Below are 22216 nucleotides of genomic sequence, written 5' to 3' on the forward strand. Positions count from 1 at the left end.
ATCTCCGGATGGATTACTTTTCCAGCGCTCCGGCGTCGATCCAGGTTTTGATAATTTCCAATTCTCCCGAAGTGAATGTGGCCGGATGGTCGCCCTTCTCCTGTAATACGACCAGCGGACTGCCCGCGGCGTCTCCCGGCAGAATGACGGCGCCGTCCTTGCCGCCCTTCAGCGCGTCAGCATAACTGCTCAGGCTTAAACCGCCCATACTGCCATGACAGGAGGTGCACTTGGATTGGAAAAGCGCGCCAATACCGGCGTCCCAGGTCGGGGCCGCGGCGGGCAGCGTAGAGGCGATCGTGGGCTCGGCAGTCGGAAGCGGGGTGGGAGTCTGAGGGGAGAAGATTTCGCCGTTCGATTCGGATGGCGGAATGGTCTTGATGGCCGTTTCCTCGAAGGTGACGAAACGGAACAAGACCAGCATCAGCCCGAGTGAAACGACGGAAGCGATGGGCAGGTAGATTGTGGATCGCTTTCGAATGACTTCGGGCGGCGGCGTCGGACGCACTTCGCCCTGTTCGATTTTCACCAGTTCCCCGGCGTGCTCCTCTTCCATTTCGCTGCGGGTAAGCCGGCCCTTGATCATGGCCCAGTTCCAATGCTTGATATGAACGTTGTAGAAATGCCAGATCACGATGGCGGCCACCGCCAGCACAGCTTCCCAGCCGTGGGCCACTTTGGCCGCGGGGATGAAAACACCGGGCAGAATCTGGGTGGTGGCGATCGGGTTCCAGAGCATGAAGCCGGTCAGTCCCATCAGGACCAGCCCCCACAGCATGGCCCAGTATTCCATCTTTTCTCCGAAATTGTAACGCGGCATTCTGGGGGCTTCTTTTTTCAGGCCGATGTTGTGCAGGAAGAAATCGAGGGCGTCCATGACGTCCTTGATGCCGGGAATCATGCTCGGTTCCAATCGCAACACGATGAGCTTGTACCCGATCACGAAGGCGTGATAGATGGCTTCGAGAATGAAAAGGGTGGCGGCGACGCGGTGGATGATGCGCACGGTGGTGATGCCGCCCAACACGGCTATGATGGCTTCGGATATGCCGGCCTGGGCAAATTTCTGCGGAATACCGGTGAGCGCCAGGGTGGTAAAGGAAAGGATCAGGATGAGGTGCTCGATCCGTTGGGCAATTGAAAAGCGATTATAGGTTGGTTGCTGCTCGCTCATTTGGCCGATCCTCCTTCCTGGCCGGCTTCTCCATCGGATTCAGCCGGCGCCGATTTGGCTTTACGCCGTTTGACTTTGCGGTAAACATCGCTGCCCACCAGAACAAGCATGCCGCCCAGGACGAGGGGAATGAGGATTTTATAGAACCATCCCACGTAGAAAACCAGCGGCGCGTGGTCTTTGCTGGGAATGTAATGGGATAACCACGATGCCGGGAAATTCGGTGTGGCGTCCGGATGACATTTCTTGCAGGTGACCAGAAGGTTCTCTTTGATCTCGAGACCCTTGGTGGGATCATCGACGCGTTGGATGTTGTGCACCCCGTGACAGTCGAAGCACACGGGCATATTGGTTTGCTGGTCCGGATCCAGTTTTTCGAACAGAGTCACCGTGGTGCCGTGGAAATCGGCGATGTAGGTGTTCAACACCTGGGTCGAGATGCCGTATTTACCCATGATGCTTTCATCGGTATGGCATTTGGCGCAGATTTGGGGCGATGAAAGCCGGAACTGGCTGCCTGAGGAGGAAGGCCCGCTCAGGTTGTGCACGCCGTGGCAATCGATGCATGTGGGCACGTCTGGATTGTTGTTTACAAGAAGGCCTTCGCCGTGGACGCTCTGCGAATACTCCTGGTAGATCTGGTTATGACATTTGGCGCAGGTCTTGGCGCTGGCAGCCAGCTCCAGACCGTTAAGGCGCCCTTTTTCATCTTTCTGAATGACGGTTTGGGTGTGTGGGTTATGGCAGTCGACGCAGGTGGGGGCGTTTTGGGCGTTAGGGTTGTTCGGATCGTTGCGCGCCTTGGCATGCGCGTTGTCGGCTGTTTCAGCCGCCTGATCGGGGTGACACTGCAGGCAGGTGTTTTGATATTGAAGGGTGTATTCGCGAGCCGTCTGAGCGGAATTTTCGGGGTGCGGAAAGTCAGCAATATTGATGTGGCAGGTCTGGCAGGCCAGATTGACATGCACTGATCCGCCGAACATTTCCGGGCTGATGACCACGCTCAAGGCTTCACCGCTGGGAAATTCCAGGGTTTTCCCTTCCTCCTGGTGGCAAAGCAAACATTTGCTGTTGTCGGGCTGCTGGGTTTGCGGAGCGGCCTGAACGGTTCCGTTCGAGACTGCCAATACGGCAGCGCAAACCAGAACCAGTGTCATAAGAATCACAATGGGTACAAGAATAGGTATTCTTCTTTGTAAGCTCGTTCCCATAGGGAGAACTCCTACTCGATGGGGATGCGTACGGGAATTAGTATTCCTGTTTTGGGTTGAGATTAATTATACATTAGAAATCGGTAAATTTGGGTTAAATTCAATAAATTTATCGGATTATATTTCGATAGATCCGGTGAAATAGCTCCGACATTTCTGGCGGCTGGGGAGACAGCCGGGTTACTTTTCCGGCGCTCCGGCCTGAATCCATTCGATGAGCGTGGCCAATTCATCCGGGGTGAACTGGCCGAAATGGGGTTGGGCAGCCGATTGAATTTGCACCAGCCGGCTGTTTTCCGGGTCGCCAGGGATGATCACCGCGCCGTCCACCGAACCTTTCATCAAACCGGCATAGGAGGTCAAATTCAAACCGGCCTGACCGCCTTCGCCGTGACATGCCGTGCATTTCTTGAACAGGTCCTGGATCTGGTTGTCGTAGGTCAGCGGCAGGGGAGTGGCGCCCGCCGGCGTGGCTGTGGGTTCGGGGGTGGGGGTAATGAATCTTTTCAATTCCTCACTCAAGATCACGCGCAGATTGGGCGCATCGAATCCGGCATATTGCCAGACGCTGGCATGGCAGGCGCTGTTCGAACAAAACGAAGTGTTGCTCACACCGCCCGGATCCTGAATGGTGTGGCATTCCTGGCAGGAGTCATTGAAGCTCTCCCGGTGCAACGCAATCCAGTTGCTATTGCGGTGCGATTGGGGTTCGGGTCCGCGCGCAATTTCGATGTTGGTGGTGATGGCCGTGCCCTGCGAAACCACGGGTATGGAATGACATAGGTTGCATTCCAGGCGAACGGCCTGGTTTTGGGAGCTGAGGTGCTTGCCGTCGTGGCAGCGAAAACAGCCCGGCGAGGTGACGTGCTGGCTGTTGTCGGGGTGGGTTTGCCAATCGACTTTTTGGTCATGGAAGAAATTATCTTTGTAATAGGTCTGCAAGGCTTCGATCGCCTGGGTGATGAGTTGCCCGTTGTCTTCATAAAATTCAGCATACTGATCTTTGTAGACGGCTTCCAGGCCGGCGATGGCATCGAGCGCGCTCGCCTGGTCGGGATAATCGGCGCTGAGGATTTCGACCGCGCGCTTCTTGATCTCCGGGATCATGCGCGAGACCACTTTTTGTGACATCAATTTATCCACGCCTTCTTCAGGAGATAGTAGCGTGTGCGCTGTGCGGTTGTGGCAGGTGATGCAGTCCATGCGCTGGAGTTGGCTTTCATCCACGTTGCTGGCATCGAAACCCGATTCGGTATCGACGTATTCCGTAAACGAGCCGTCCGCGTTTTGAACGCGCACGTATGGGATTTGCTGGCGTTCTTCATCCAGCGCGATATAGTCGACCGGGTTTTCGATGTGCCAGTGGATGCCGTTGCCGAGCCCTTCGCGCCGGGTGCCGCCGCCGGTCTTCAGAATCAGGTAGGTATAGGAAAGCGTGTTGTTGTCATCCGCGGCAAACTCTTTCAGCTCTACCAGCGAATCACTGGAGAACTGTTCCGGGAGGTGGCAGGTTTCGCAAACATCCCGGGCCGGGCGCATATTGCGGGCGATGATGGGGTATCGATAGGTATTGAAGAGCATCGCCGTTCCCGTTTGCCAGGAGTATTCGATTTTACGCGCGATTGCGGTTTGAATGGGCGCCCGACCGAGGTGGCATTCATCACACGTGACGCGCGCGTGAACGCTGTTCTGGTGGGTGGTGTACTCCGGCGGCATGGTGTGGCAGGTGAGCCCGCAGAAGGTCGTCTGGTTGGTGACCTCCCAGACGTTGGTGGCAGCCACCCCGCAGACCAGGATGATAAAGAGGGTCAACACGATGGGCAGAATCCGGCGCACAGGCGAACTGTCGGCAGGTGAGACAAACAAACCGCCAAGCCAGCGGAAGAAGCGTCGCATGGTTACCTCGCATTGAAGAAGGAATGCCATTCCGGGATGGTGTCGCGGAAATATCGATTAAATTGCTTTATAAGGGGTAAATTGTAAGATTAATTATACATGAGAATCCGGGATTCGCACATTAATCGATTTACAGGATCGGATTACGGCTTCGGATCCAGAGCTATCCGGCATGGAATGGCGGGGTGTCGGATTCTTTGCGGGGACGCAAAAGTTGGCCTTGAAATGAAACAATAATGACCTAAAATAAGGTAAATCGATGAACTGCGGACCGCAGGCGAAGCGCGGTCGGGATTTCTGGAGGAAAACATGGATATCGGCATCATTGGACTGGGCAAAATGGGCCGCAATATGGCGCGGCGTTTGATCCAGGGCAGCCACCGGGTGGTGGGCCTGGACAGCTCGGATGAAGTCACCCGGCAGGCAGCCGCGGAATTCGGGCTGGATCCGGTTTTTTCATTTACCGACCTGGCCGCCGCGCTGCCGGCTCCCCGCGCGGTGTGGACCATGGTCCCGGCCGGTGAACCGACGGAAATGGTCATCCGGGAATTGTCTGCGGTTCTCCAGCCAGGCGATTTGATCGTCGACGGCGGAAACACGTATTACAAAGACGATATTCGCCGGGCTGAAATGCTGCAAACCAGCGGCATTCACCATGTCGATGTGGGCACATCCGGCGGAGTGTGGGGACTCACCGAGGGCTACAGCCTGATGGCCGGCGGCGACGCCGAGGATGTGGAGAAGGTGCGCCCCATTTTGGAAAGCCTCGCTCCCGCGCCGGATCAGGGTTGGGGGCGCGTCGGTCCGCACGGCGCGGGTCATTTTGTCAAGATGGTGCATAACGGCATCGAATACGGGCTGATGCAGGCCTACGCGGAAGGCTTCGAAATTCTGCATGCAAAAAAGGATTTCGATCTGGACGTGGAAAAAATCGCCCGTATCTGGCAGACAGGCAGCGTGGTCCGCTCCTGGTTGCTCGACCTGATCGCGCGCGCTCTCGAATCGGATCCCGATCTGGAATCCATCCGGGGTTGGGTGGCAGATAGCGGCGAAGGTCGCTGGACCGTGTTCGAATCCATCGACCTGGACGTGCCGGCCCCGGTGATCACGCTTTCGCTGCAGCAGCGTTTTTCGAGCCGCCAGGAGGAGAGTTACGCTGCCAAACTGCTGGCCGCGATGCGCAATCAATTTGGGGGGCATGCCGTAAAAACAAAGGAGTGATCATGGAGACGAACTGCTTTCCGGTTACCCTGGTGATCTTTGGCGCATCTGGCGATCTTACCTGGCGCAAGCTCATCCCGGCGCTGTATAACAACTTCAAAAAAGGACGCCTGTCGGAATGCACGCACATCGTGGCTTACGCTCGCCGGCCGTATACCGATGACTCCATCCGCGCGCATTTGCAGGAGGGGGTGACCACGTTCAGCGCTGCGACCTTCGATGCGGCCGCCTGGGAGGAATTTGCCAGGATGATCCATTATGTCCAGGGCGACCTGGACGTCGCTGACGACTATACACGCCTGAGCGGAATCTTGGACACGCTGGAAGGCGCGCCGGCAAACCGGTTGTATTATCTCGCCACCGCGCCCGAACATTATCCTCGGGTGGTCGAATTCCTGGGAAAGGCGGGGCTGGCAAAGCCGGAAGGTGGCTGGCGGCGCATCGTCGTCGAGAAACCATTTGGCACTGATCTGAAATCCGCTCAGGAACTCAACCATGCCGTGCACGCCGTTTTCGATGAGAGCCAGGTCTATCGGATCGATCATTACCTGGGCAAGGAAACCGCCCAGAATATCCTTTTCTTCCGTTTCGCCAATGCCATTTTCGAGCCCATCTGGAATCGCCGTTACGTGGATAACGTCCAAATCACGGTCGCTGAAACGGTGGATGTGAGCCGCCGGGCCGGGTATTACGACCAGACCGGCGTGCTGCGGGATATGTTTCAGAACCACCTTTTCCAATTGCTGGCCCTGGTCGCCATGGAAGCTCCGTATTCTTTCAACGCGGATGCCGTGCGCAACGAAAAAGCCAAATTGTTCAACAGCATTCATCCCATCCAAATCCAGGATACCCTGCGCGCCCAATATGACGGCTATTCCAATCTGGCCGAGGTGGCCTCGAATTCGCGCACGCCCACCTATGCGGCGATCAAATTATCCATCGCCAACTGGCGCTGGAACGGCGTTCCTTTCTACCTGCGTTCCGGAAAGTCCCTGGCGGAAAAAACATCTGAAATCAGCATTCAATTTCAGCGCCCACCCTTTCTGATGTTCGAAAATTTCGGTTTTCCGGATATCAAGCCGAATGTCCTCTCGATTTGCATCCAGCCGGACGAGGGCATGCACCTGCGTTTCGAAGCCAAAATTCCGGATGCTCCGCAGAAAGTACGTTCCGTTGAAATGGATTTTTCATACCGCGAATCTTTTCAGGTCGATCTCCCGGATTCATACGAACGATTGCTGTTGGACGCGCTGTCTGGCGACGCCTCGCTTTTTACCCGCAGCGACGAAATCGAAGCCTGCTGGCGGCTGGTCGATCCGGTGATCGCCGCCTGGGACGCGGAGGATCCCTACCATCCGCTCGCGTATCCGAAGGGCAGTTGGGGGCCGGCCGAAGCAGATAATCTGCTGGCCCGCGACGGCCGCGAATGGCATCTGGGTTGCCAGGCCTGCAGGGAAGGCGATGCCTGAAATTGTCGAAACGCCGGATGCAGAGTCGCTGGCGGAATTTGCGGCGCGCGCGTTTCTGCACGCAGCACAGGCAGCAATGCAAAACCACGGGCGGTTTTCAGTGGTGCTGTCAGGAGGATCGACGCCGCAGAAAATGTATATTCGATTGTCCCAACCCCCGTATCTCGAGCAGGTGGATTGGAACCGGGTGTTTTTTTTCTGGGGCGACGAACGCTGCGTTCCGCCGGACCACGCCGAGAGCAATTTCGGCGCGGCGCGGAAGGCGCTGCTGGATGTCGCGCCCATCCCCAGGGCCAATATTCACCGCATCCCTGGCGAACTGGCGCCGGAACTGAGCGCCGGCCTCTACGAGCAGGATCTGCGCGATTTTTTTGGCGGACAGGATCCGCCGCATCTGGATTTGATCTTACTGGGCCTGGGCGAGGATGGGCATACCGCCTCGCTCTTCCCGGGTTCACCGGCGCTGCACGAGGTCGAACATTGGACGGCGGCTGTGATGCATGCCGATGGGCCGCCGCCGCTTGTGCCACGGGTGACTCTGACGCTGCCGGTGCTCAACGCGGCCCATGAGATCATCTTCCTCGTTTCAGGTGAAAACAAAGCATCCATTCTGGCCAGGGTTGTAAGCCTGCCGTCGCCCCCGGGCGATATTTATCCGGCTCAGTTGGTCCGGCCGGTTTCGGGCAGGGTCACCTGGCTGGCGGATCGAGCGGCTTTAGCCGTCTGGAAAAAGACGCCCGCAGAAGGGAACCTGGAATAGCCGTTTGGATCTCTCGAACCGAATAAAAAGAATACACCACCGGGTTTCGATTCCGGTGGTGTATCTACTTTCGAGACATGCCTGGCCTGGTCTATTGGCGGAGTTCTAAACTCCCGCATCCGCCGTTCTCATACTGGCGGCTTTCCATCCCGCAAACGCATTCGGAAACGATTTTCTTCCAGGGGAGGAAAGACCATCGAACCGGTTCGCTAGAAGCGTTACGGTCGGACGAGGCCGGCAGCATCGATGGACGGTACCTTGGCTTTCAGATCGTTGATGGTGTCGACCATGACCTGGATGACGTATTTGCCGTTGTGCACGAAGGCGCCGGGATCCTTGACGGAGTATTGATAATTATAGGCGGCTTCGAGCAAGCGCGGCGTCCAGGTGCCTTTATAGGCATTATCGCTGTTGATTTCATCGGTATCCAACTGGCCGTTGCCGTTCGTGTCAATGAACCAGTAGGGATATGCCGATGGGCTGTAGACGATGGGCGCTTTGGCGACATCCTTGGCGTACGCCTGGATGGCAGCCAACAGCTTCTCGCGCAGCGTGTCGATTTCACCCGCCAGGCCTTCGGTGGCATTGCCGTCCCCGTCGAAATCGCCCTTGGTATTCATGCGAATATCTTCCGGTTTCTGGCCGTTGTGGCAGCCAGCGCAGGCATCCACCTTGGCGGTGAGGGCATGTGTATCGTGGCAATCCACGCAGGTGTTGTAATTCTCGACGTGCTTAAATTGACCAGCGTATTCCTTGCCTTCGTACTGGTACATACCCTGGGCGTCCGCGCCAAAGAGCGTGGCGCCCGCGGCGAAGTAATGAACGTTGCGGAAGGACAACTTCTCGTCGATTGTGTCTCGATCCGCACCGGCAACCACTTTGTTCACCGAGACGGTCGATTCACGGCCCTGATGGCAATTGAGACACAAATTCGCATCCGGCTTGCCTTCGAAGCCGAGCATCGCGCCGTTGGGGAACTTCACCGAGTCCTGTTGATACCGGGCGAAGGTGGTCAGGTCGCTGTGGCAGGTTTCGCACATCAGGCCGTCGGAAATTGGGTTGCTGATGTTGACGCCCTCTTTGATAAATTGGGGCAAACCCGTGGCCGAGTGGCACTTGGCGCAGGTTCCCGGTACAGCGCCGTCGGCATCCCAATCACGGAAGGCCATTTCCGATCCGGCGAAGTGCCCCGGATCGATGCGGTGAGCCTTGCTCAGATCGACTGGGGAGGACAGCTTCTCATTCAGACTCTCGATCGAATCGTAGAGCAATTCGATGATGTACTTCCCGCCGTGGGCGTAGGAGCCGGGATCCTTGACGGATAGCTGATAGTTGAAGGCGGCTTTGGCCATGCGCGGCGTCCAACTGGCAAACTTGTTGGCTGCCACTGCCTCGGTGTCGTCCGTCTTTCCGTCGGCATTGGTATCGATGAAGAAGTATGGATAAGCCGTGGGGCTGTAAACTACGGCGGTGCCGGCCACATCCTTGGCGTAAGCCTGGATGGCGGTGTAGAGCAGGGTCCGCAGGCCATCCACTTCATAATAGATGCCTTCCTTGACGTCACCATCACCGTCGTAGTCAACCTGAGAGGAGGCCATGCGCACGTTGCGCAGGTCTTCCGCCTTGGTCACACCTTCATGGCAGGTGGTGCAGGTTTCGACGTTCAGCTCCAGCGAGTGCGGGTTATGGCATTCGTTGCAGGTATTGACACCCTCGACATGCTGCCATAGGGCATCATAAGACTTGCCTTCGTACTCGTACCCACCTTTGACGATGGTGCCATAGCGGGCAACGGAGGCAGCGAAATAATGCAGGTTGGTAAATCCCAGTTCGGCTACTGGCGTATCGTCATCGGTGGCGCCGGCCTTTTCAATTGCGGCATCCACGGATGAACCCGAGGCCGTGCCCTGGTGGCAGGTCATACACACCGCTTCGCGGCCGAGGCCGGTGACTTCGGCGCCCGAGGGGAACTTGACCGTGGTCAGGGTGGCCGTGCCGGCATTATGGCAGGTATCGCAACTGATCACCGAGCCGATTGCGGCGGCTTTATCAACCGTAAATACTTCACTGCCGTCGGCGCCTACATAGTCCTGGAAGCCGCCCTGGCTGTGGCACTTGGCGCAGGAGGTCGGGATTTCCTTGGGATCTGCATCGTTCCAGTGATTGAAGGCTTCGGCCTTGGTATCCGCGTGGGCAGAGGCGGACCACAGGTCGAAGAAAGGAACTGCGGCCTTATCCACACCGCCTTCAGGGCAGGCAGTGGGTTCGGGGCAGGCGGGGGTGGTTGGGGCTGCCTGGGTCGGCGCCGGAGTCGCTCCGGCGCATGCCGCCAGCAGAAGTGCTACAACCGCAAACACTCCCACCATCAACACTGTTTTCAGGTTGATTTTCCTCATTTGCATTCTCCTTGATACTGTGTTGTTTGGTAATTTACAAAGATTGGTTTTCGGAAAATGGGATGGATTTTTTTAAGCACCTCCTCTTATATTCCTTGTCAGGTCCAGAATGTCAAATAAGATTATACAGAATTAAGAATATGAAAACAAGATTAAAATTGTATATCTTATGAAATTAGGAATATTACATTTTGTAATTCCAGACCTCGATTTAGGGAGGTTCTCTTGCCTTGACTCTCAAGCGGTCTTATAATGACCTCGATAGTCAAGGAAGTGATTTTGGAGGTAGGTTTTGATTTCTGAATCGGGTCCCGAACTTCCCCAGCCGCAAGAGAATCAACCGCGCAACTCGCTGCGCAGTTTTCTGGTTGAGTTGCTGCAAACCGTTGTACTGGCGCTGGTCCTGTATTTTTTGATCGACAGCGTGCTTGCGCGGGTAAGGGTCGAAAACGTCAGCATGGAACCAACGCTGCAGCCCGGGGAGTTTATCCTGGTGAATAAGCTGGCTTACCGGTTGGGCAACGTTTCAAATGGCGACGTGGTGATTTTTCATTACCCCTTGAATCCGAGCGAGGATTACATCAAGCGCGTGATCGGCATCCCCGGTGATGTGGTCACCGTTCAGAACCACCAGGTGACAGTCAATGGGACCGTGCTGGATGAACCTTACATCATGGCGCCGCCGAATTACAACAACACCTGGACGGTTCCCGCAGGTCAGATTTTTGTTCTGGGCGACAATCGAAATTCATCTTCCGATTCGCATAACTGGGGTTTTGTGCCCCTGGAAAATCTTGTTGGAAAGGCGCTGGTTGTCTACTGGCCGTTGGATCAGATGAAGATTTTAACTCATCCAAATGTGGTCAACGCAGCCAATTAGAAGGTATCATGTCAATTAAAGAGATTCTGGAACGTACGAATGCTTACGATGGTAAATTGCCGGCATTTCCGGCAGCTTTCAAACCGTTGGATGGCCCGGTTACGCAGTATATCGATCATACTCTGCTGAAAACGGAAGCCACCCCCTCGCAGATCGATCAGATTTGCCGGGAAGCGGCCCAATTCCATTTCGCCTCCGTCTGCGTCAACAGCCTGTATGTTCCCCGGGTGCACAGGGCGCTGGAAGGATCCGGCGTCAAGACCTGTTCGGTGGTGGGATTCCCCCTGGGAGCCATGCCGACTGCCGTAAAGGTCGCCGAGACCGAGAATGCCGTCGGCTCAGGAGCCGATGAGATCGATATGGTCATGGCGGTGGGGTTGTTGAAGGGCGGCGAGGTGCAGGCGGTCCTGGATGACGTTCGCGGGGTGGCGGATGCCTGTCACGGAAGCGGCGCCATTTTAAAGGTGATTTTGGAGATGGGCTTGTTGACTCAACGCGAGAAGATCCTGGCCTGTCTGGTGTGCCAGGAGGCCGGCGCGGATTTCGTGAAGACATCGACCGGCTTTTTCGCCGGCGGCGCCACCGTCCCCGACGTGGAGCTTATGCGCCGGGTAGTTGGACCTGTTATGGGTGTCAAGGCTGCAGGCGGCGTTCGCTCGCTGGACGATGCGCGCGCCTTTTTGAAGGCCGGCGCGACGCGCCTGGGTTCCAGTTCTGGCGTGAAAATTGCACAAGGACTGGAAGTGGAGAAGAACGAATACTAATGCAAGAACCTATTGCTGGCCCGGGCGTACCCTGCACAGAATGTCAGGTCGGTCACATGCACCGGCGTTACCTGACTTTCTTCACCTACCTGGATGAAGAACTCGTCACCGTGCCGAATTTCCCGGCCTGGGTGTGCGATGTGTGCGGCCGCCGCGAATATGATACCCGGGCGTTAAACCAGCTCGTGCTGATCCTCAGCCCGAACGCTGGCAAACCGCCCCGTCGCCGGCGCAGACCCACCAAACGCATTCTGCACCGTGACAAAGTTGACCGGACAGGAAAGGTAGAATAACCAATCATCCCAGGATGAATAACCTGCCGTGTGTAGCATGCCACGGCAGGTTTTTTTTTGAATGTGTTGGATCGAAATCACAAGGATCGATTGTAGACCGGTAAATCTGAACGGGCTGTTTGAATTGGTATAATTGCCGGTTGGATGACGAGTGGAGGTGGATATGCATTTCAAGGGGTCGGAAAACCAATCTTTTGGGGATCTCATTCGCTCGATACCGGGGGAAATTCACTTTTCCTGGCGAATTGTGCGGGATTACGGCTTGATCATTACCGGAGCGCTGATTCAGGCGCTGGCCATGCGGCTGTTTCTCGTCCCGGGCCAGATGGTCAGCGGCGGCATCAGCGGCGCAGCCCAAATCATCAATTTCTTCACCAAATGGCCGATCGGTTTGATGGTTTTCATCGGGAATGCGCCTTTATTCATCCTCGGCTGGCGTTTCCTGGGCGGGGCCCGCTTCGCCCTGCGAACAGCGATCTCGGTGGCGGCCTTTTCCTTCCTGACCGATTTTCTGGTGCTGTTCATCCCGGCTGAGGGGGTTACCAACGACCTGGTGCTGAACTGCATCTATGGCGGCATTCTGCTGGGCGTCGGACTGGGCCTGGTCTACCGCGGACAGGGTACCAGCGGCGGCAGCGATATTCTGGGTCGGATCCTGAATTCGAAACTTGGCATTTCCATTTCGCAGGCTTACCTCATCACGGATACCGTGGTGGTGCTGGCCGGCGGTTTCGCTTTCGACTGGCGACACGCCCTGTACGGTCTGGGGGTCATCTACGTCAGCGGCCTGGCCGCCGAGGCTGTATCCGAAGGCTCGAGCATCTTCCGTACGGCCATGATCATTTCCAGCCGGCCGCAGGAGGTCTCTCAAAAGATCATGGTTACGCTCGAACGCGGCGTAACGGTGCTTTCCGGAACGGGCGCCTATACCGGCGCCGACCGGCCGACGCTTTATTGCGTGATCACCAAGTCGGAGGTCAACCAGCTCAAGGAAATCGTGAAAGAAGCCGACCCGCAGGCCTTCATGGTCATTGGGCACGCCCACGAGGCTTTAGGCGAGGGGTTTCGGCCGCTTTCCGGCGAACGTTGATTTTCATCCTATTATTTCACGAATAAACCGGCGCCTGAGATTAGACGCCGGTCTTATTTATCCAGATGGAACCCGGCCTATGGGTTGAACAACCAGAGGATGCGTTTGATCATCAGCAGATAGTCGATCAGGATTGCAACCGCGAAGGCGAAGGCCAGCCCGTTTTGATGCATGCGGAACACGGCCCAGACGGAGAGTCCCAGGATGCCCAGTTCCAGAATCAGGCGCAGCCAGCCGGGCACAGCCACCGTGGCCGGACCCGGGTCATTGGGCACCCGAAAGACGCCCCAGAGGACGGCTGCCGCCAGGGGCACGCCGATTCCGAGCGCCGCCCTGCCCAGGCCGTTTTCGCCAGTCTGAAATCCCCAAACCCCCAACGCGCCGAAGGCGCACAGTTCCAGGGCGAAATGCAAAACGTCGCCCAACGAGATAGCGTACATTTTCATCGTCCTTACCATTAAAAGGATAAGCCGCCTGCTTGCGCCGTCGAGGAATCCGGCAGTCCGCGAATGTAAATCTCGAGCAGGCGGCGAAAACTCTCATCGCAATCCAGCGGCATGCCAAACCCGCCGGCAACCTCGAGCGAGGCGAATCCGTGGATCAGGCTGCGCAGGCCGCGCACGGCGTGGATGGCGTCGTCGCCGCGCAAGCCGAAAGACTCCACCACAACCAGTACAATGCGTACCGAGCGCTCCTCCACTGCCTCCAATTCGGGATCCTTTTGGGTCCGGTTGCCTGAGGCGCGCAGGGTGTACTGGTAAAGCGCGGGTGCAGATTTGATGTACTCGCGATAAGCCTGGGCGATGGCCAGGATTGCCTGGCTGCCGGAGCGGCCGATGGCCGCCTGTTCCATGCGATTCGCCAGGTTACGCGCGCTCAACAGGGACAGCTCGCGCTGCAAGCCGGCCAGACCGTCGATATGGTTGTATAACGAGGGTGTCTGGATGCCCAGCTTCTCGGCCAGGCGGGTCAGGCTCAGGCCATCCGCGCCGCCCTTTTCCAGGATTGCGGCAGCGGTGCGGATGACCGTGTCTTTGTCGATGCGTTTCTTGGGCGACATGTCAGCGCCGATCCAGTCCGCTGAGGAAGGACAGGATGTAGGGTGACGTGATCTCGGGCATTTCCACGTGGGGGTAATGCCCGGCTCCGGGAACCATCTGGTACTGCGCGTCGAGGGCCTGCGCGACCCAACCGGCTTCCTTCTCGGGCTGTTTGAAATCGGGGTCGCGGCTGCCCATGATCACCAGGGCCGGGACATGCGCCTTCCCCAGGTTCGCCGCAGCGAAGGTTTGAGGCGCGATCATCAGCTGCTGCAGCGCTTCCATCCGTCCGGGCTGCTGGAGGTTGAGCCGGATCGCAGCGAGGTGGTTTTCCAGGTCGGCCGGTTTTCGGCCCGGGTAGAGTGAGGTGTAGTACCTGCCCCACGCTGCCGGCCCCCAGGGTCGGGCGAACAACACCCCCAGCAAGAGTTGCCAGGCTCGGTTGGGTTCGCCGCGCACGGCCGGATCGAGCAGGACCAGGCCTCTGACCCATTGCGGTCCTTCGACCGCCGCCAGAACCGCGGAGCCGGCGGCCATCGAATTGGCGATGATGACGGCCGGTCCGGCGTCCAGGCGCTGCAGGAGGGCGAGCAGATCGGCGCCGATGCTGGCGATCGAGTAGTCCTTCCAATGGGTGCTGCTTTCACCGTGCCCGCGCAAATCCAGCGCAACCACGCGATAACCGGAAGCCACCAGAAGCGGGGTCAGGAAGCGAAATTGCGAACGCAAGTCACCCATGCCCGGGATGCACACGATCAGCGGGCCGCTGCCGGTGTCCTCATAGGCGAGGGTTCCATCTGTAACACTCAACGTCATCGTTTTCAAGGTACTCTCCAAAAGCTAAGTATATTAGTATTATTACTAATAACATTAGTTTTGTCAAGTATCTCTTATTTGATTTTAACCAAACCCTCCCGCGGGCGAACTGCGCGGCATAATTTTTCAGCCTTGCGCCAGCAACGCGCCGGCGATGATGAGCACCTGGCCGAGGTGATAGGTGATCATCAGGGCGACAGGGGCCCAGGGGCGCTGGCGCACGAACCGATCGGACGCAAGGATCGAATCGGAGGCCAGGAAACTGGCCGCGCCAAGGGAGGAAACCAGGGCGGCCCGAATGGGCCAAGCCGGGCGGAAGAAACACTCCAGGGCGGAAAGCACCATGAAGGAAATCGCGGTCATATAGGTCAAAACCGGGATCTTCAGCCGGCTGTACGAGTCGCCGCGTTTTAACCCGCGCAGGATGTGGCGCCCGATCAGGACGGCGGCCAGGAGCACGCCCCCGAGTGCGAGCAGGATCAAGCCATTCCAGCGGATTGGGTAGACGTTGAAACCGGCGATATAACACACATGACCCAGCAGAAAGGAAACCAGGCCGGCCAGAAAGGTGCGCTCAGGCCGCAGCAGGAAGATATCCCCCAGCAACGAAAACACCAACCCGACGCCAAACCAGATCAGTGCGCCGTGCCAGCCGCCCTGGGTCGAGAACCAGAGAATGATCACAATCAATACGCCGGGTTTGGTGATCTGGCGCACGGTCCTGAACTTTAAACCGGTCGCGATCCAATCGACGGCCATCAGAAGAAAGATAAGCCAAAACAATATTGAAGCAAGCATGAAGAATCCCTCAGGAGTGATCTCTCGCGGATCTGTCATACTTTCTGGCAGAGTCGGTGTTTATTCTTCTTCTTTTTCAATAACAAAGCCAAACAAACGCAGGGCATTGGGATCGTCACGCCAGTTTTTATTGACCTTGACGCGCAGTTCGAGATAGACGTGCCGTCCGGACATGGCTTCGATTTCCTGGCGGGCCGCGGTGCCGATTTGTTTGAGCATGCTGGCGCCCTGGCCGATGACGATGCCCTTGTGTGATTCGCGCTCGACGAAAAGGGTGGCACCGATATAGACCTGCTCTTCACTGCGTTCTTTAAATTCATCGATACGCACGGCGATGCCGTGCGGCACTTCATCGCGCAGCAGACGCAGCGCCGATTCGCGAATCAGGTCCGCGGCAATGTCGCGTTCATACAGATCGGTGATCTGGTCCGGATCGTAGTAAGGTTGGCCTTCGGGTAAGGCCGACAGAATGCGCGCCAGCAGGGCGTCGCAGCCCGCGCCGTTGGCGGCAGACAACGGGAACACCTCGGCGGTCGGGCGCAGAGATTGAAATTCGGCACTGCGGGCGGATAGATTCTCCGCTGCCAGCGAGTCGATCTTGTTGACTGCGAGCAGCACGGGCGGCAGTTTATTGCCGATCTTTTCGAGCCGTTCGGCAATCAGGCGATCTTCCTCCTGCGGGGGTTGGCTGGCGTCCACCAACCAGACGATGATGTCCGCGTCTTCAAGGGTCGCGGCCGCCGTTTCGTTCATATATTCTCCCAGCTTGTGGACCGGTTTGTGCAGTCCGGGAGTATCCATGAAGATGATCTGGCAATCGTCCCGGCTCAAGATGCCGAGTTGGCGGCGGCGGGTGGTTTGCGGCCGGGGCGAGACGGCAGCGACCTTTTGGCCAAGCAGGCCGTTCATCAACGTCGATTTGCCCACATTGGGGCGTCCAACCAGGGTAACAAATCCCGCACGAAAATGACTCATTGCTTTTCCTGTCGATCTAGAATAACTGGCTCTGAAAAGTGCTGCCTTCCAATTTTAATAACCAGGCCTTGGTTTCGATGCCGTACAGACCGCTGTAACCGTGCAGGCGGCGGTCGGCGCCGACCACGCGGTGGCAGGGAAGCACGATCGGGATCGGGTTGCTGGCCATGGCCTGTCCGACTGCCCGCGCCCCGTTGACCAGGCCCAACCGATGGGCCAGTTCGCCATAGGTGAGCACCTGGCCACAGGGGATGGCGGCGGCAGCCTGCAGCGCGCGGGCTGAAAATTCGGGCATGGCGCGCCAGTCGATGGTCAGATCGAATTCGCGGCGCCTGCCCCCGAGATAGTCATCCAACTGCTCCAGCGCCTCGGCCAGATGATGCGGCGCGATTTGCGCGGCGGGCGCCAGCCACGGACGCAGCTCGCCGATCGCCGCCGGCAGGGCCGCGAAATCGAGGCGCACCAGGCCAACCTCCGAGACCACGACGGTCAACGGGCCAAGCGGCGAGGAAGGGAGTTGATCCGCCCAGAGCGGAGCGAGCGTGCTGAAGTCCATTCTCATGGCAGTCATCCAATCGTCAGGCTCAATTCGCCGAACCCCTTGAACTGAGTATCATTCTACACGATAATTCTGAATGTAAGAGGACTTGGCCTAAAGAAGAAAAAACAGCCCTGAAAGCGGTTTGTAAGGCAAGCGTAGGGTAAGCGTAGGGTAGGCGTCAAGTAATTGGACCCACTTCCTGCTATTATAAGCTGCAAGGGCGACTTCTCTTCTTCTCCTCCTTAAGAGAGTGCCGGGGTCGGCGTCCCCGGCACTCGATAATTTAACCGGCGAATTGGGCCGGTTTTTTGTTGCCATTTTGTGATATAGTTGCGGGTTGGGAATACGGAATCTACGGAGGGAAGATATGGCTGAGAAGCGTGACGTTTATCCGATCGATATTGCGGGCGTACACCGTGAATTGCGCCTGTTCCAGATCAAACCCGGTCTGCGGATTGCGATTTTGAATATTCTGGGCGACACCGAACTGGTGGAAGCCTGTGCAAAGGCCCTGGCCGAAAAATTACAACCCATCGATTACGAAGTCATCGTGACCGCTGAATCGAAGAGTATTCCGCTGGCTTACGCGTTATCGGCCACGACTCGTAAACCGTTCATTGTGCTGCGCAAGAGCTATAAACCGTACATGGGCGACGCCATTCAGGCCGAGACGCTTTCCATCACCACCGGCAAACCCCAGACGCTGTACCTGGATGAAAAAGACCGCGATTTGATCAAGGGCAAGCGTGTGGTCATCGTGGACGACGTCATCAGCACGGGTTCGACCTTGCAGGGTATGCGCCTGTTGCTCGACCACGCCGGCGCGACGGTTGCCGTGGAAGCCGCCATCCTCACCGAGGGCGAGCGCGCCAAGTGGCGGGATATCATCTCCTTGGGTCATCTGCCGGTCTTCAGCGACTGACGATCCGATCTTCCGATAAACAATAACAGGACGCTGGGCCCCGTTTGGCGGGGCAGCGTCCTGTTTTTCTTTTCAGATTCGCCTGACCTATTCGCCTTCGCCCGGCCCGGCTTCCGGAAGCGGCGAGCGTTCGACAAGGGCCTTTTTCTGAGCGTGGCTGAGCGATTTCAGGGCGCGTTCGCGTTTCAAGGCGCTGGAGACATCCGGCTGTTCCTCGATGTAGACCAGACGCACCGGGCGGTGGAGGCGCGTGTAGCGGGCGCCCTTTCCGCGATTGTGCTGGCGGGCGCGTCGGACGGGGTCGGTAGCCCAACCGGTATAAAAACTGCCATCAGCGCATTCGACGATGTAGCAAAAGAACGCCACGGTTCCAGCCTGTCTATTTCTTCTCGCGGGGTTTGAAACCAAACAGGCGCTTCAGGGTGTCACCCATGGACGGTTTTTCTTCTTTGTCCGACTCGAAATCGCCGGTCTGGCGGTGCTTCAGCCAATCCTTGCGATCCTTGACGACCTTTTGTATGACCCGGTTCAAATGATCCGCGTCCTGATCGGCTACGTACTTGCGAATGTCATTCAGGCTGCCGATCAGGTCGTCCAGCAGGCGCAGGGTGTTTTCGCGGTTGACCAGCGCGGTGTGGCCGAGCTGCGTGTTCTCATCCAGCAGCAGGGCCGCGGAAGTGGACTGCGCGAAGGAACGCCCGGCGATGCGCTGTCCCTCCCGCCAGGAGGGTTGATCGGTGATCGTCGCCAGCAGCCCGATGGACGCCAGCTTTGGCAGCAGATCGTAGGCCGCCAGAATGCCGTCCGCCTCGGCAGTCTCGGCAAAGTAAAGGCTTGCTCCGGTCATGTGCGCAATATCCGCGGTCAGCTTGACCGCGTCGGAATGCGCCGAGGGCGGACTGGTGATGATCATGAGGCTGTTCTTGAAGAGATCGGCATGCGCGGCGTCGACGCCGACCTGGGTTTCCTCCAGATAGGCCGGGTTGAGGGTCGGGGTCATCGAAACCAGATAGCGGCCTTCCGGCAGCAGCTCTTCGGCCCACTCGGACACGGCGGTTTGCAGCGGCGAAGTATCGATGATCACGGCATTCGGTTTGATCAGCGGAGCGATGACCTCCAGCATATCCCGGACTTCATCCGTGGGCAGGGCCAGGATGATTATGTTGGCATTCTCCACCGCGACCGGGACTTTGTATTCGATGCGATCAATGGCGCCCATTTTTTGGGCGCGCCCCGAGGTCAACGGTTCGCGGTCGATGCCGGTGCGTTGGAAGTAATCCTTATGCTCGCCCAGTACCAGACCCAGGGATGCGCCGATTTGACCCAATCCAATAATGGTTACATTGACAGTCAAGCCAGGCCTCCTAATAACACGCGCAGAATGTTGTTCATCGGCGTTCCCATGATCCATCCCATGACGTTTACCCCCAGCATGGGACCGAGGAAGACGATCGCCATCAATATCATCGCGCCATAGGGGTGGATACGTTCCAGGATGCGATCCAGGGGCGGCGGGAAAAAATAAATGGCAATCTTCTCGCCGTCTAGCGGTGAAACGGGGATGAAGTTGAAAAGCATCAGGATCAGGTTGATGCTCATGAATTCGAACAGGAAAGAATACAACGACGGGATGATGTTGCCGCCGATGGAAAACGGCACCCAGCCGAAGCGCAGTGGAAGCGACGCCAGGATGGCCATCAGCAGGTTGGAAAACGGGCCGGCCAGCGATACCCACATCACCCCGGCCGGAGATCGGCGCTGTACGGCATAGGTATTGATCTGAACCGGTTTGGCCCAGCCAAAACCGACCAGGAGCAGCATGATCGAGCCCACCAGATCCAGGTGGGCAATGGGATTGAGCGTCAGACGTCCCTGTGAGCGCGGCGTATCGTCACCCAGGCGATCGGCGACGAATGCGTGCGAAAATTCGTGTACCGTGAAGGCGATGATTAATGTAACGACACGGGTAATGATCAGTGCAGGGGTAATGCCAGATCCGAACATACGACCTCTGATCGGTATTGGATCGTTTTACCAATTTAAATTATATTACGCTAGCCATATAATGAAGGGCAACCCGAAGGAGATTATAACATGGGTGGTATAATCCTGGCGTGCTGCCCGAACTGGCTTTAAATGATGTCGTTCGGCTGCGCAAAGCGCATCCATGTGGTAGTTTCGACTGGAAGGTAGTCCGTCTGGGGGCTGATATTGGCCTGGAATGCTGCCAGTGCAAACGCCGGGTGCTGCTTTCGCGGCGCGAATTGGCGCGCCGTCTGAAAAAAATCTTGCCAAAGGAAACGGATGACTCAACCACCGGCTCATAAACCGCATATCCTGTTTCTGTTCTCTGATACGGGCGGCGGCCACCGCAGCGCTGCTGAAGCCATCATCGAAGCCCTCAATCTTGAATTCCCCGGGCAGGTAACCACCGAAATGGTGGATATCTTCCGTCAGTATGCGCCCCGGCCGCTGAATTATGTGCCGGATATTTATCCAACGTTGACGCGCGCGCCGCGCATGTGGCAGATGGGATACCGCATCATCGACGGCCGGCGGCGCGTCCGCAACATGTATTATGTACTCTGGCCGTATGTAGGCCATTCCCTGCAGCGCCTGCTGCGCGAGCACCCGTGTGACCTGGTCGTCTCGGTTCACCAATTGCCCAACATCCCCATTGTTTGGGCCATGGGACAGCAGCGCAGGCCGTTCGTCACGGTGGTCACGGATATGGTTTCGACGCACGCAGCCTGGTTCAACCCGCGGGCCGATCTGGTGATCGTGCCCACCGAACTAGCCAAACAGCGCGCCATCCAGATGCGCGTACGACCCGATAAAGTGCAGGTGGTTGGCATGCCGGTGGCCGAACGGTTCACAGCGCCTGGCGGGGATCGCGTTCAGTTGCGCCAAAAGCTCGGCTGGCCGCAGGATAAACCGGTCGTATTGATGGTCGGCGGAGGAGACGGCATGGGGCCGTTGGGAAAAGCAGTCAAAGCAATCGATGCCGCCGGGCTGCCGGCTCACCTGGCGGTGGTATGTGGGCGCAATAAAAGCCTGCAAAATCACCTGGAAGCTCATCCCTGGCAGGTGGGGCACACCCTGTACGGTTTCGTGCGCAATATGCCGGATTTGATGCGCGCGGCCGATGTGATTGTCACCAAAGCCGGCCCGGGAACCATCAGCGAGGCGTTCATCGCCGGTTTGCCCATCCTTCTGTACAGCCGTCTACCGGGGCAGGAAGAGGGCAACGTCAGTTATGTGGTGGATGAAGGCGCGGGTGTGTGGGCCCCGGAGCCGGAAAAGATCGTCGAAACGTTAAGCGATTGGCTTTACCATCCACAGACCAGAGGACGCGTGGCGGCAGCGTCGTTGCGCCTGGCGCGCCCGAAGGCCACCCGCCAGATTGCCTGCCTGCTGGCAGAGCAGCTCGGGATACCGAAATAGCGCTTTGGGTTTGGGAGTATAATTTTTTCCATGCCAATCCTGGATTCTTCCACAGTCGAATTTTTCAGCCACAGCCCCGATCAAACCCGGCGGGTCGGAATGCGCCTGGGGGCATTGCTGCAACCCGGAGATCTGGTTTGCCTGTGCGGTGACCTGGGCGCTGGAAAAACGACCCTGGTGCAGGGCATGGCGCAGGGTTGGGGTTCGCTGGACCAGGTATCCAGTCCGACCTTTGTTTTGTGCAACATGTACCGCAGACCGGATAGCCATGCGCTCTACCACCTCGATGCTTACCGGCTGCAGTCCGCGCTGGAAGCGGAAGATCTGGATCTGGATCAAATGTTGGAAACTGGCGCGCTGGTCGTCGAGTGGCCGGACCGCATCCGCAGCGCTCTGCCGCAAACCTGCCTGTGGGTGGATTTGCGCTGGATGGCTGAGGAACAACGCGGAATGGTGTTCATTCCACACGGCGCGCATTATGAAACGCTGGTGACCGAATTCCGCCGGCGGGTGTACGGAGGATAAG

24 protein-coding genes are annotated in these 22216 nt (G+C 57.6%); 11 read left to right on the plus strand and 13 right to left on the minus strand.

Going from position 1 to position 22216, the window contains the following annotated elements; translation table 11 throughout:
- Window positions 1–13: 13 nt before the first annotated feature.
- The 3 genes from LARV_RS08350 to LARV_RS08360 form a co-directional block, all read right to left on the minus strand.
- A complete protein-coding gene (locus tag LARV_RS08350; protein WP_075073208.1) occupies window positions 14–1174 on the minus strand; it encodes a cytochrome b/b6 domain-containing protein in 1161 nt (386 codons plus the stop codon).
- Entirely contained in the window at window positions 1171–2331 is a 1161-nt protein-coding gene (locus LARV_RS08355; RefSeq protein ID WP_075073209.1) for a cytochrome c3 family protein, read from the minus strand. Before LARV_RS08355 ends, LARV_RS08350 begins: the two co-directional genes overlap by 4 nt.
- Before the next feature lie 234 nt (window positions 2332–2565).
- Window positions 2566–4281, minus strand: a complete 1716-nt coding sequence (locus LARV_RS08360) for a NapC/NirT family cytochrome c (RefSeq protein WP_075073210.1) — start codon at window positions 4279–4281, stop codon at window positions 2566–2568.
- A 309-nt stretch (window positions 4282–4590) separates the two neighbouring features.
- Here LARV_RS08360 and gnd point away from each other — a divergent pair, with 309 nt between their 5' ends.
- The 3 genes from gnd to pgl are packed head-to-tail and all read left to right on the plus strand — an operon-like array spanning window position 4591 to window position 7731.
- Window positions 4591–5502, plus strand: a complete 912-nt coding sequence (gene gnd, locus LARV_RS08365; protein ID WP_075073211.1) for a phosphogluconate dehydrogenase (NAD(+)-dependent, decarboxylating) — start codon at window positions 4591–4593, stop codon at window positions 5500–5502.
- 2 nt (window positions 5503–5504) lie between these two features.
- Complete coding sequence (gene zwf / locus LARV_RS08370; protein WP_075073212.1) at window positions 5505–6971, plus strand: glucose-6-phosphate dehydrogenase; 1467 nt, start codon at window positions 5505–5507, stop codon at window positions 6969–6971.
- Window positions 6964–7731: a 6-phosphogluconolactonase gene (gene pgl, locus LARV_RS08375; protein WP_075073213.1), complete on the plus strand. Its 768-nt coding sequence runs from the start codon at window positions 6964–6966 to the stop codon at window positions 7729–7731. The genes zwf and pgl overlap by 8 nt, the downstream gene beginning before the upstream one ends.
- Before the next feature lie 218 nt (window positions 7732–7949).
- Here the strand turns inward: pgl and LARV_RS19875 are convergent, their stop codons facing one another.
- Entirely contained in the window at window positions 7950–10127 is a 2178-nt protein-coding gene (locus tag LARV_RS19875) for a cytochrome c3 family protein (RefSeq protein ID WP_172797819.1), read from the minus strand.
- A 292-nt stretch (window positions 10128–10419) separates the two neighbouring features.
- On the opposite strand from LARV_RS19875, the gene lepB reads away from it, so the two are divergent.
- The 4 genes from lepB (at window position 10420) to LARV_RS08405 (ending at window position 13154) form a co-directional block, all read left to right on the plus strand.
- A complete protein-coding gene (lepB, locus tag LARV_RS08390) occupies window positions 10420–11007 on the plus strand; it encodes a signal peptidase I (RefSeq protein WP_083522430.1) in 588 nt (195 codons plus the stop codon).
- Window positions 11008–11015: 8 nt separating this feature from the next.
- On the plus strand, window positions 11016–11771 hold the full coding sequence (gene deoC, locus LARV_RS08395) for a deoxyribose-phosphate aldolase (RefSeq protein ID WP_083522431.1): 756 nt from the start codon (window positions 11016–11018) through the stop codon (window positions 11769–11771).
- Entirely contained in the window at window positions 11771–12064 is a 294-nt protein-coding gene (locus LARV_RS08400) for a YgiT-type zinc finger protein (protein WP_075073214.1), read from the plus strand. Before deoC ends, LARV_RS08400 begins: the two co-directional genes overlap by 1 nt.
- Window positions 12065–12227: 163 nt before the next feature.
- The gene (locus LARV_RS08405; protein ID WP_083522432.1) at window positions 12228–13154 is read left to right on the plus strand and encodes a YitT family protein; all 927 of its coding nucleotides are present in this window, start codon (window positions 12228–12230) and stop codon (window positions 13152–13154) included.
- Between the two features lie 77 nt (window positions 13155–13231).
- On the opposite strand, the gene LARV_RS08410 is transcribed toward LARV_RS08405, so the two are convergent.
- The 6 genes from LARV_RS08410 to LARV_RS08435 form a co-directional block, all read right to left on the minus strand.
- Window positions 13232–13600, minus strand: coding sequence for a YrdB family protein (locus tag LARV_RS08410; RefSeq protein ID WP_075073215.1), 369 nt, complete (start codon window positions 13598–13600; stop codon window positions 13232–13234).
- A gap of 11 nt (window positions 13601–13611) precedes the next feature.
- Complete coding sequence (locus LARV_RS08415; protein WP_075073216.1) at window positions 13612–14214, minus strand: TetR/AcrR family transcriptional regulator; 603 nt, start codon at window positions 14212–14214, stop codon at window positions 13612–13614.
- Between the two features lies 1 nt (window position 14215).
- Entirely contained in the window at window positions 14216–15010 is a 795-nt protein-coding gene (locus LARV_RS08420; RefSeq protein ID WP_075075167.1) for an alpha/beta fold hydrolase, read from the minus strand.
- A gap of 126 nt (window positions 15011–15136) precedes the next feature.
- Entirely contained in the window at window positions 15137–15808 is a 672-nt protein-coding gene (locus LARV_RS08425) for a lysoplasmalogenase (protein ID WP_075073217.1), read from the minus strand.
- A 60-nt stretch (window positions 15809–15868) separates the two neighbouring features.
- The gene (gene era / locus LARV_RS08430) at window positions 15869–16783 is read right to left on the minus strand and encodes a GTPase Era (RefSeq protein ID WP_075073218.1); all 915 of its coding nucleotides are present in this window, start codon (window positions 16781–16783) and stop codon (window positions 15869–15871) included.
- A gap of 16 nt (window positions 16784–16799) precedes the next feature.
- Window positions 16800–17345, minus strand: coding sequence for a methylated-DNA--[protein]-cysteine S-methyltransferase (locus LARV_RS08435; protein WP_075073219.1), 546 nt, complete (start codon window positions 17343–17345; stop codon window positions 16800–16802).
- 346 nt (window positions 17346–17691) lie between these two features.
- Here LARV_RS08435 and LARV_RS08440 point away from each other — a divergent pair, with 346 nt between their 5' ends.
- Entirely contained in the window at window positions 17692–18246 is a 555-nt protein-coding gene (locus tag LARV_RS08440) for a phosphoribosyltransferase family protein (protein WP_075073220.1), read from the plus strand.
- An 87-nt stretch (window positions 18247–18333) separates the two neighbouring features.
- On the opposite strand, the gene LARV_RS08445 is transcribed toward LARV_RS08440, so the two are convergent.
- From LARV_RS08445 to LARV_RS08455, 3 genes are read right to left on the minus strand one after another with little or no spacing between them, the layout of a single operon-like run.
- Entirely contained in the window at window positions 18334–18612 is a 279-nt protein-coding gene (locus LARV_RS08445) for a GIY-YIG nuclease family protein (protein ID WP_075073221.1), read from the minus strand.
- 13 nt (window positions 18613–18625) lie between these two features.
- Window positions 18626–19600, minus strand: a complete 975-nt coding sequence (locus LARV_RS08450) for a prephenate dehydrogenase (RefSeq protein ID WP_075073222.1) — start codon at window positions 19598–19600, stop codon at window positions 18626–18628.
- The gene (locus LARV_RS08455; RefSeq protein ID WP_075073223.1) at window positions 19597–20250 is read right to left on the minus strand and encodes a site-2 protease family protein; all 654 of its coding nucleotides are present in this window, start codon (window positions 20248–20250) and stop codon (window positions 19597–19599) included. Before LARV_RS08455 ends, LARV_RS08450 begins: the two co-directional genes overlap by 4 nt.
- A 110-nt stretch (window positions 20251–20360) precedes the next feature.
- On the opposite strand from LARV_RS08455, the gene LARV_RS08460 reads away from it, so the two are divergent.
- From LARV_RS08460 to tsaE, 3 genes are read left to right on the plus strand one after another with little or no spacing between them, the layout of a single operon-like run.
- On the plus strand, window positions 20361–20573 hold the full coding sequence (locus LARV_RS08460) for a DUF951 domain-containing protein (RefSeq protein WP_075073224.1): 213 nt from the start codon (window positions 20361–20363) through the stop codon (window positions 20571–20573).
- Complete coding sequence (locus tag LARV_RS08465) at window positions 20551–21690, plus strand: MGDG synthase family glycosyltransferase (RefSeq protein ID WP_075073225.1); 1140 nt, start codon at window positions 20551–20553, stop codon at window positions 21688–21690. Before LARV_RS08460 ends, LARV_RS08465 begins: the two co-directional genes overlap by 23 nt.
- A 30-nt stretch (window positions 21691–21720) precedes the next feature.
- Entirely contained in the window at window positions 21721–22215 is a 495-nt protein-coding gene (gene tsaE, locus LARV_RS08470; protein WP_075073226.1) for a tRNA (adenosine(37)-N6)-threonylcarbamoyltransferase complex ATPase subunit type 1 TsaE, read from the plus strand.
- Window position 22216: the final 1 nt, after the last annotated feature.

This window comes from Longilinea arvoryzae (assembly GCF_001050235.1).
GTDB lineage: Bacteria > Chloroflexota > Anaerolineae > Anaerolineales > Anaerolineaceae > Longilinea > Longilinea arvoryzae.

Bases quoted from the DNA above. Each gene is read 5' to 3' on its own strand.
- LARV_RS08420 (WP_075075167.1), bottom strand. From the start codon at position 15,010: ATGACGTTGAGTGTTACAGATGGAACCCTCGCCTATGAGGACACCGGC.
- LARV_RS08410 (WP_075073215.1), bottom strand. From the start codon at position 13,600: ATGAAAATGTACGCTATCTCGTTGGGCGACGTTTTGCATTTCGCCCTG.
- LARV_RS08360 (WP_075073210.1), bottom strand. From the start codon at position 4,281: ATGCGACGCTTCTTCCGCTGGCTTGGCGGTTTGTTTGTCTCACCTGCC.
- LARV_RS08405 (WP_083522432.1), top strand. From the start codon at position 12,228: ATGCATTTCAAGGGGTCGGAAAACCAATCTTTTGGGGATCTCATTCGC.
- LARV_RS08440 (WP_075073220.1), top strand. From the start codon at position 17,692: ATGGCTGAGAAGCGTGACGTTTATCCGATCGATATTGCGGGCGTACAC.
- LARV_RS08355 (WP_075073209.1), bottom strand. From the start codon at position 2,331: ATGACACTGGTTCTGGTTTGCGCTGCCGTATTGGCAGTCTCGAACGGA.
- LARV_RS08435 (WP_075073219.1), bottom strand. From the start codon at position 17,345: ATGAGAATGGACTTCAGCACGCTCGCTCCGCTCTGGGCGGATCAACTC.
- LARV_RS08425 (WP_075073217.1), bottom strand. From the start codon at position 15,808: ATGCTTGCTTCAATATTGTTTTGGCTTATCTTTCTTCTGATGGCCGTC.
- pgl (WP_075073213.1), top strand. From the start codon at position 6,964: ATGCCTGAAATTGTCGAAACGCCGGATGCAGAGTCGCTGGCGGAATTT.
- LARV_RS08400 (WP_075073214.1), top strand. From the start codon at position 11,771: ATGCAAGAACCTATTGCTGGCCCGGGCGTACCCTGCACAGAATGTCAG.
- LARV_RS08465 (WP_075073225.1), top strand. From the start codon at position 20,551: ATGACTCAACCACCGGCTCATAAACCGCATATCCTGTTTCTGTTCTCT.
- gnd (WP_075073211.1), top strand. From the start codon at position 4,591: ATGGATATCGGCATCATTGGACTGGGCAAAATGGGCCGCAATATGGCG.
- tsaE (WP_075073226.1), top strand. From the start codon at position 21,721: ATGCCAATCCTGGATTCTTCCACAGTCGAATTTTTCAGCCACAGCCCC.
- era (WP_075073218.1), bottom strand. From the start codon at position 16,783: ATGAGTCATTTTCGTGCGGGATTTGTTACCCTGGTTGGACGCCCCAAT.
- LARV_RS08455 (WP_075073223.1), bottom strand. From the start codon at position 20,250: ATGTTCGGATCTGGCATTACCCCTGCACTGATCATTACCCGTGTCGTT.
- LARV_RS08415 (WP_075073216.1), bottom strand. From the start codon at position 14,214: ATGTCGCCCAAGAAACGCATCGACAAAGACACGGTCATCCGCACCGCT.
- zwf (WP_075073212.1), top strand. From the start codon at position 5,505: ATGGAGACGAACTGCTTTCCGGTTACCCTGGTGATCTTTGGCGCATCT.
- deoC (WP_083522431.1), top strand. From the start codon at position 11,016: ATGTCAATTAAAGAGATTCTGGAACGTACGAATGCTTACGATGGTAAA.
- LARV_RS08350 (WP_075073208.1), bottom strand. From the start codon at position 1,174: ATGAGCGAGCAGCAACCAACCTATAATCGCTTTTCAATTGCCCAACGG.
- LARV_RS19875 (WP_172797819.1), bottom strand. From the start codon at position 10,127: ATGAGGAAAATCAACCTGAAAACAGTGTTGATGGTGGGAGTGTTTGCG.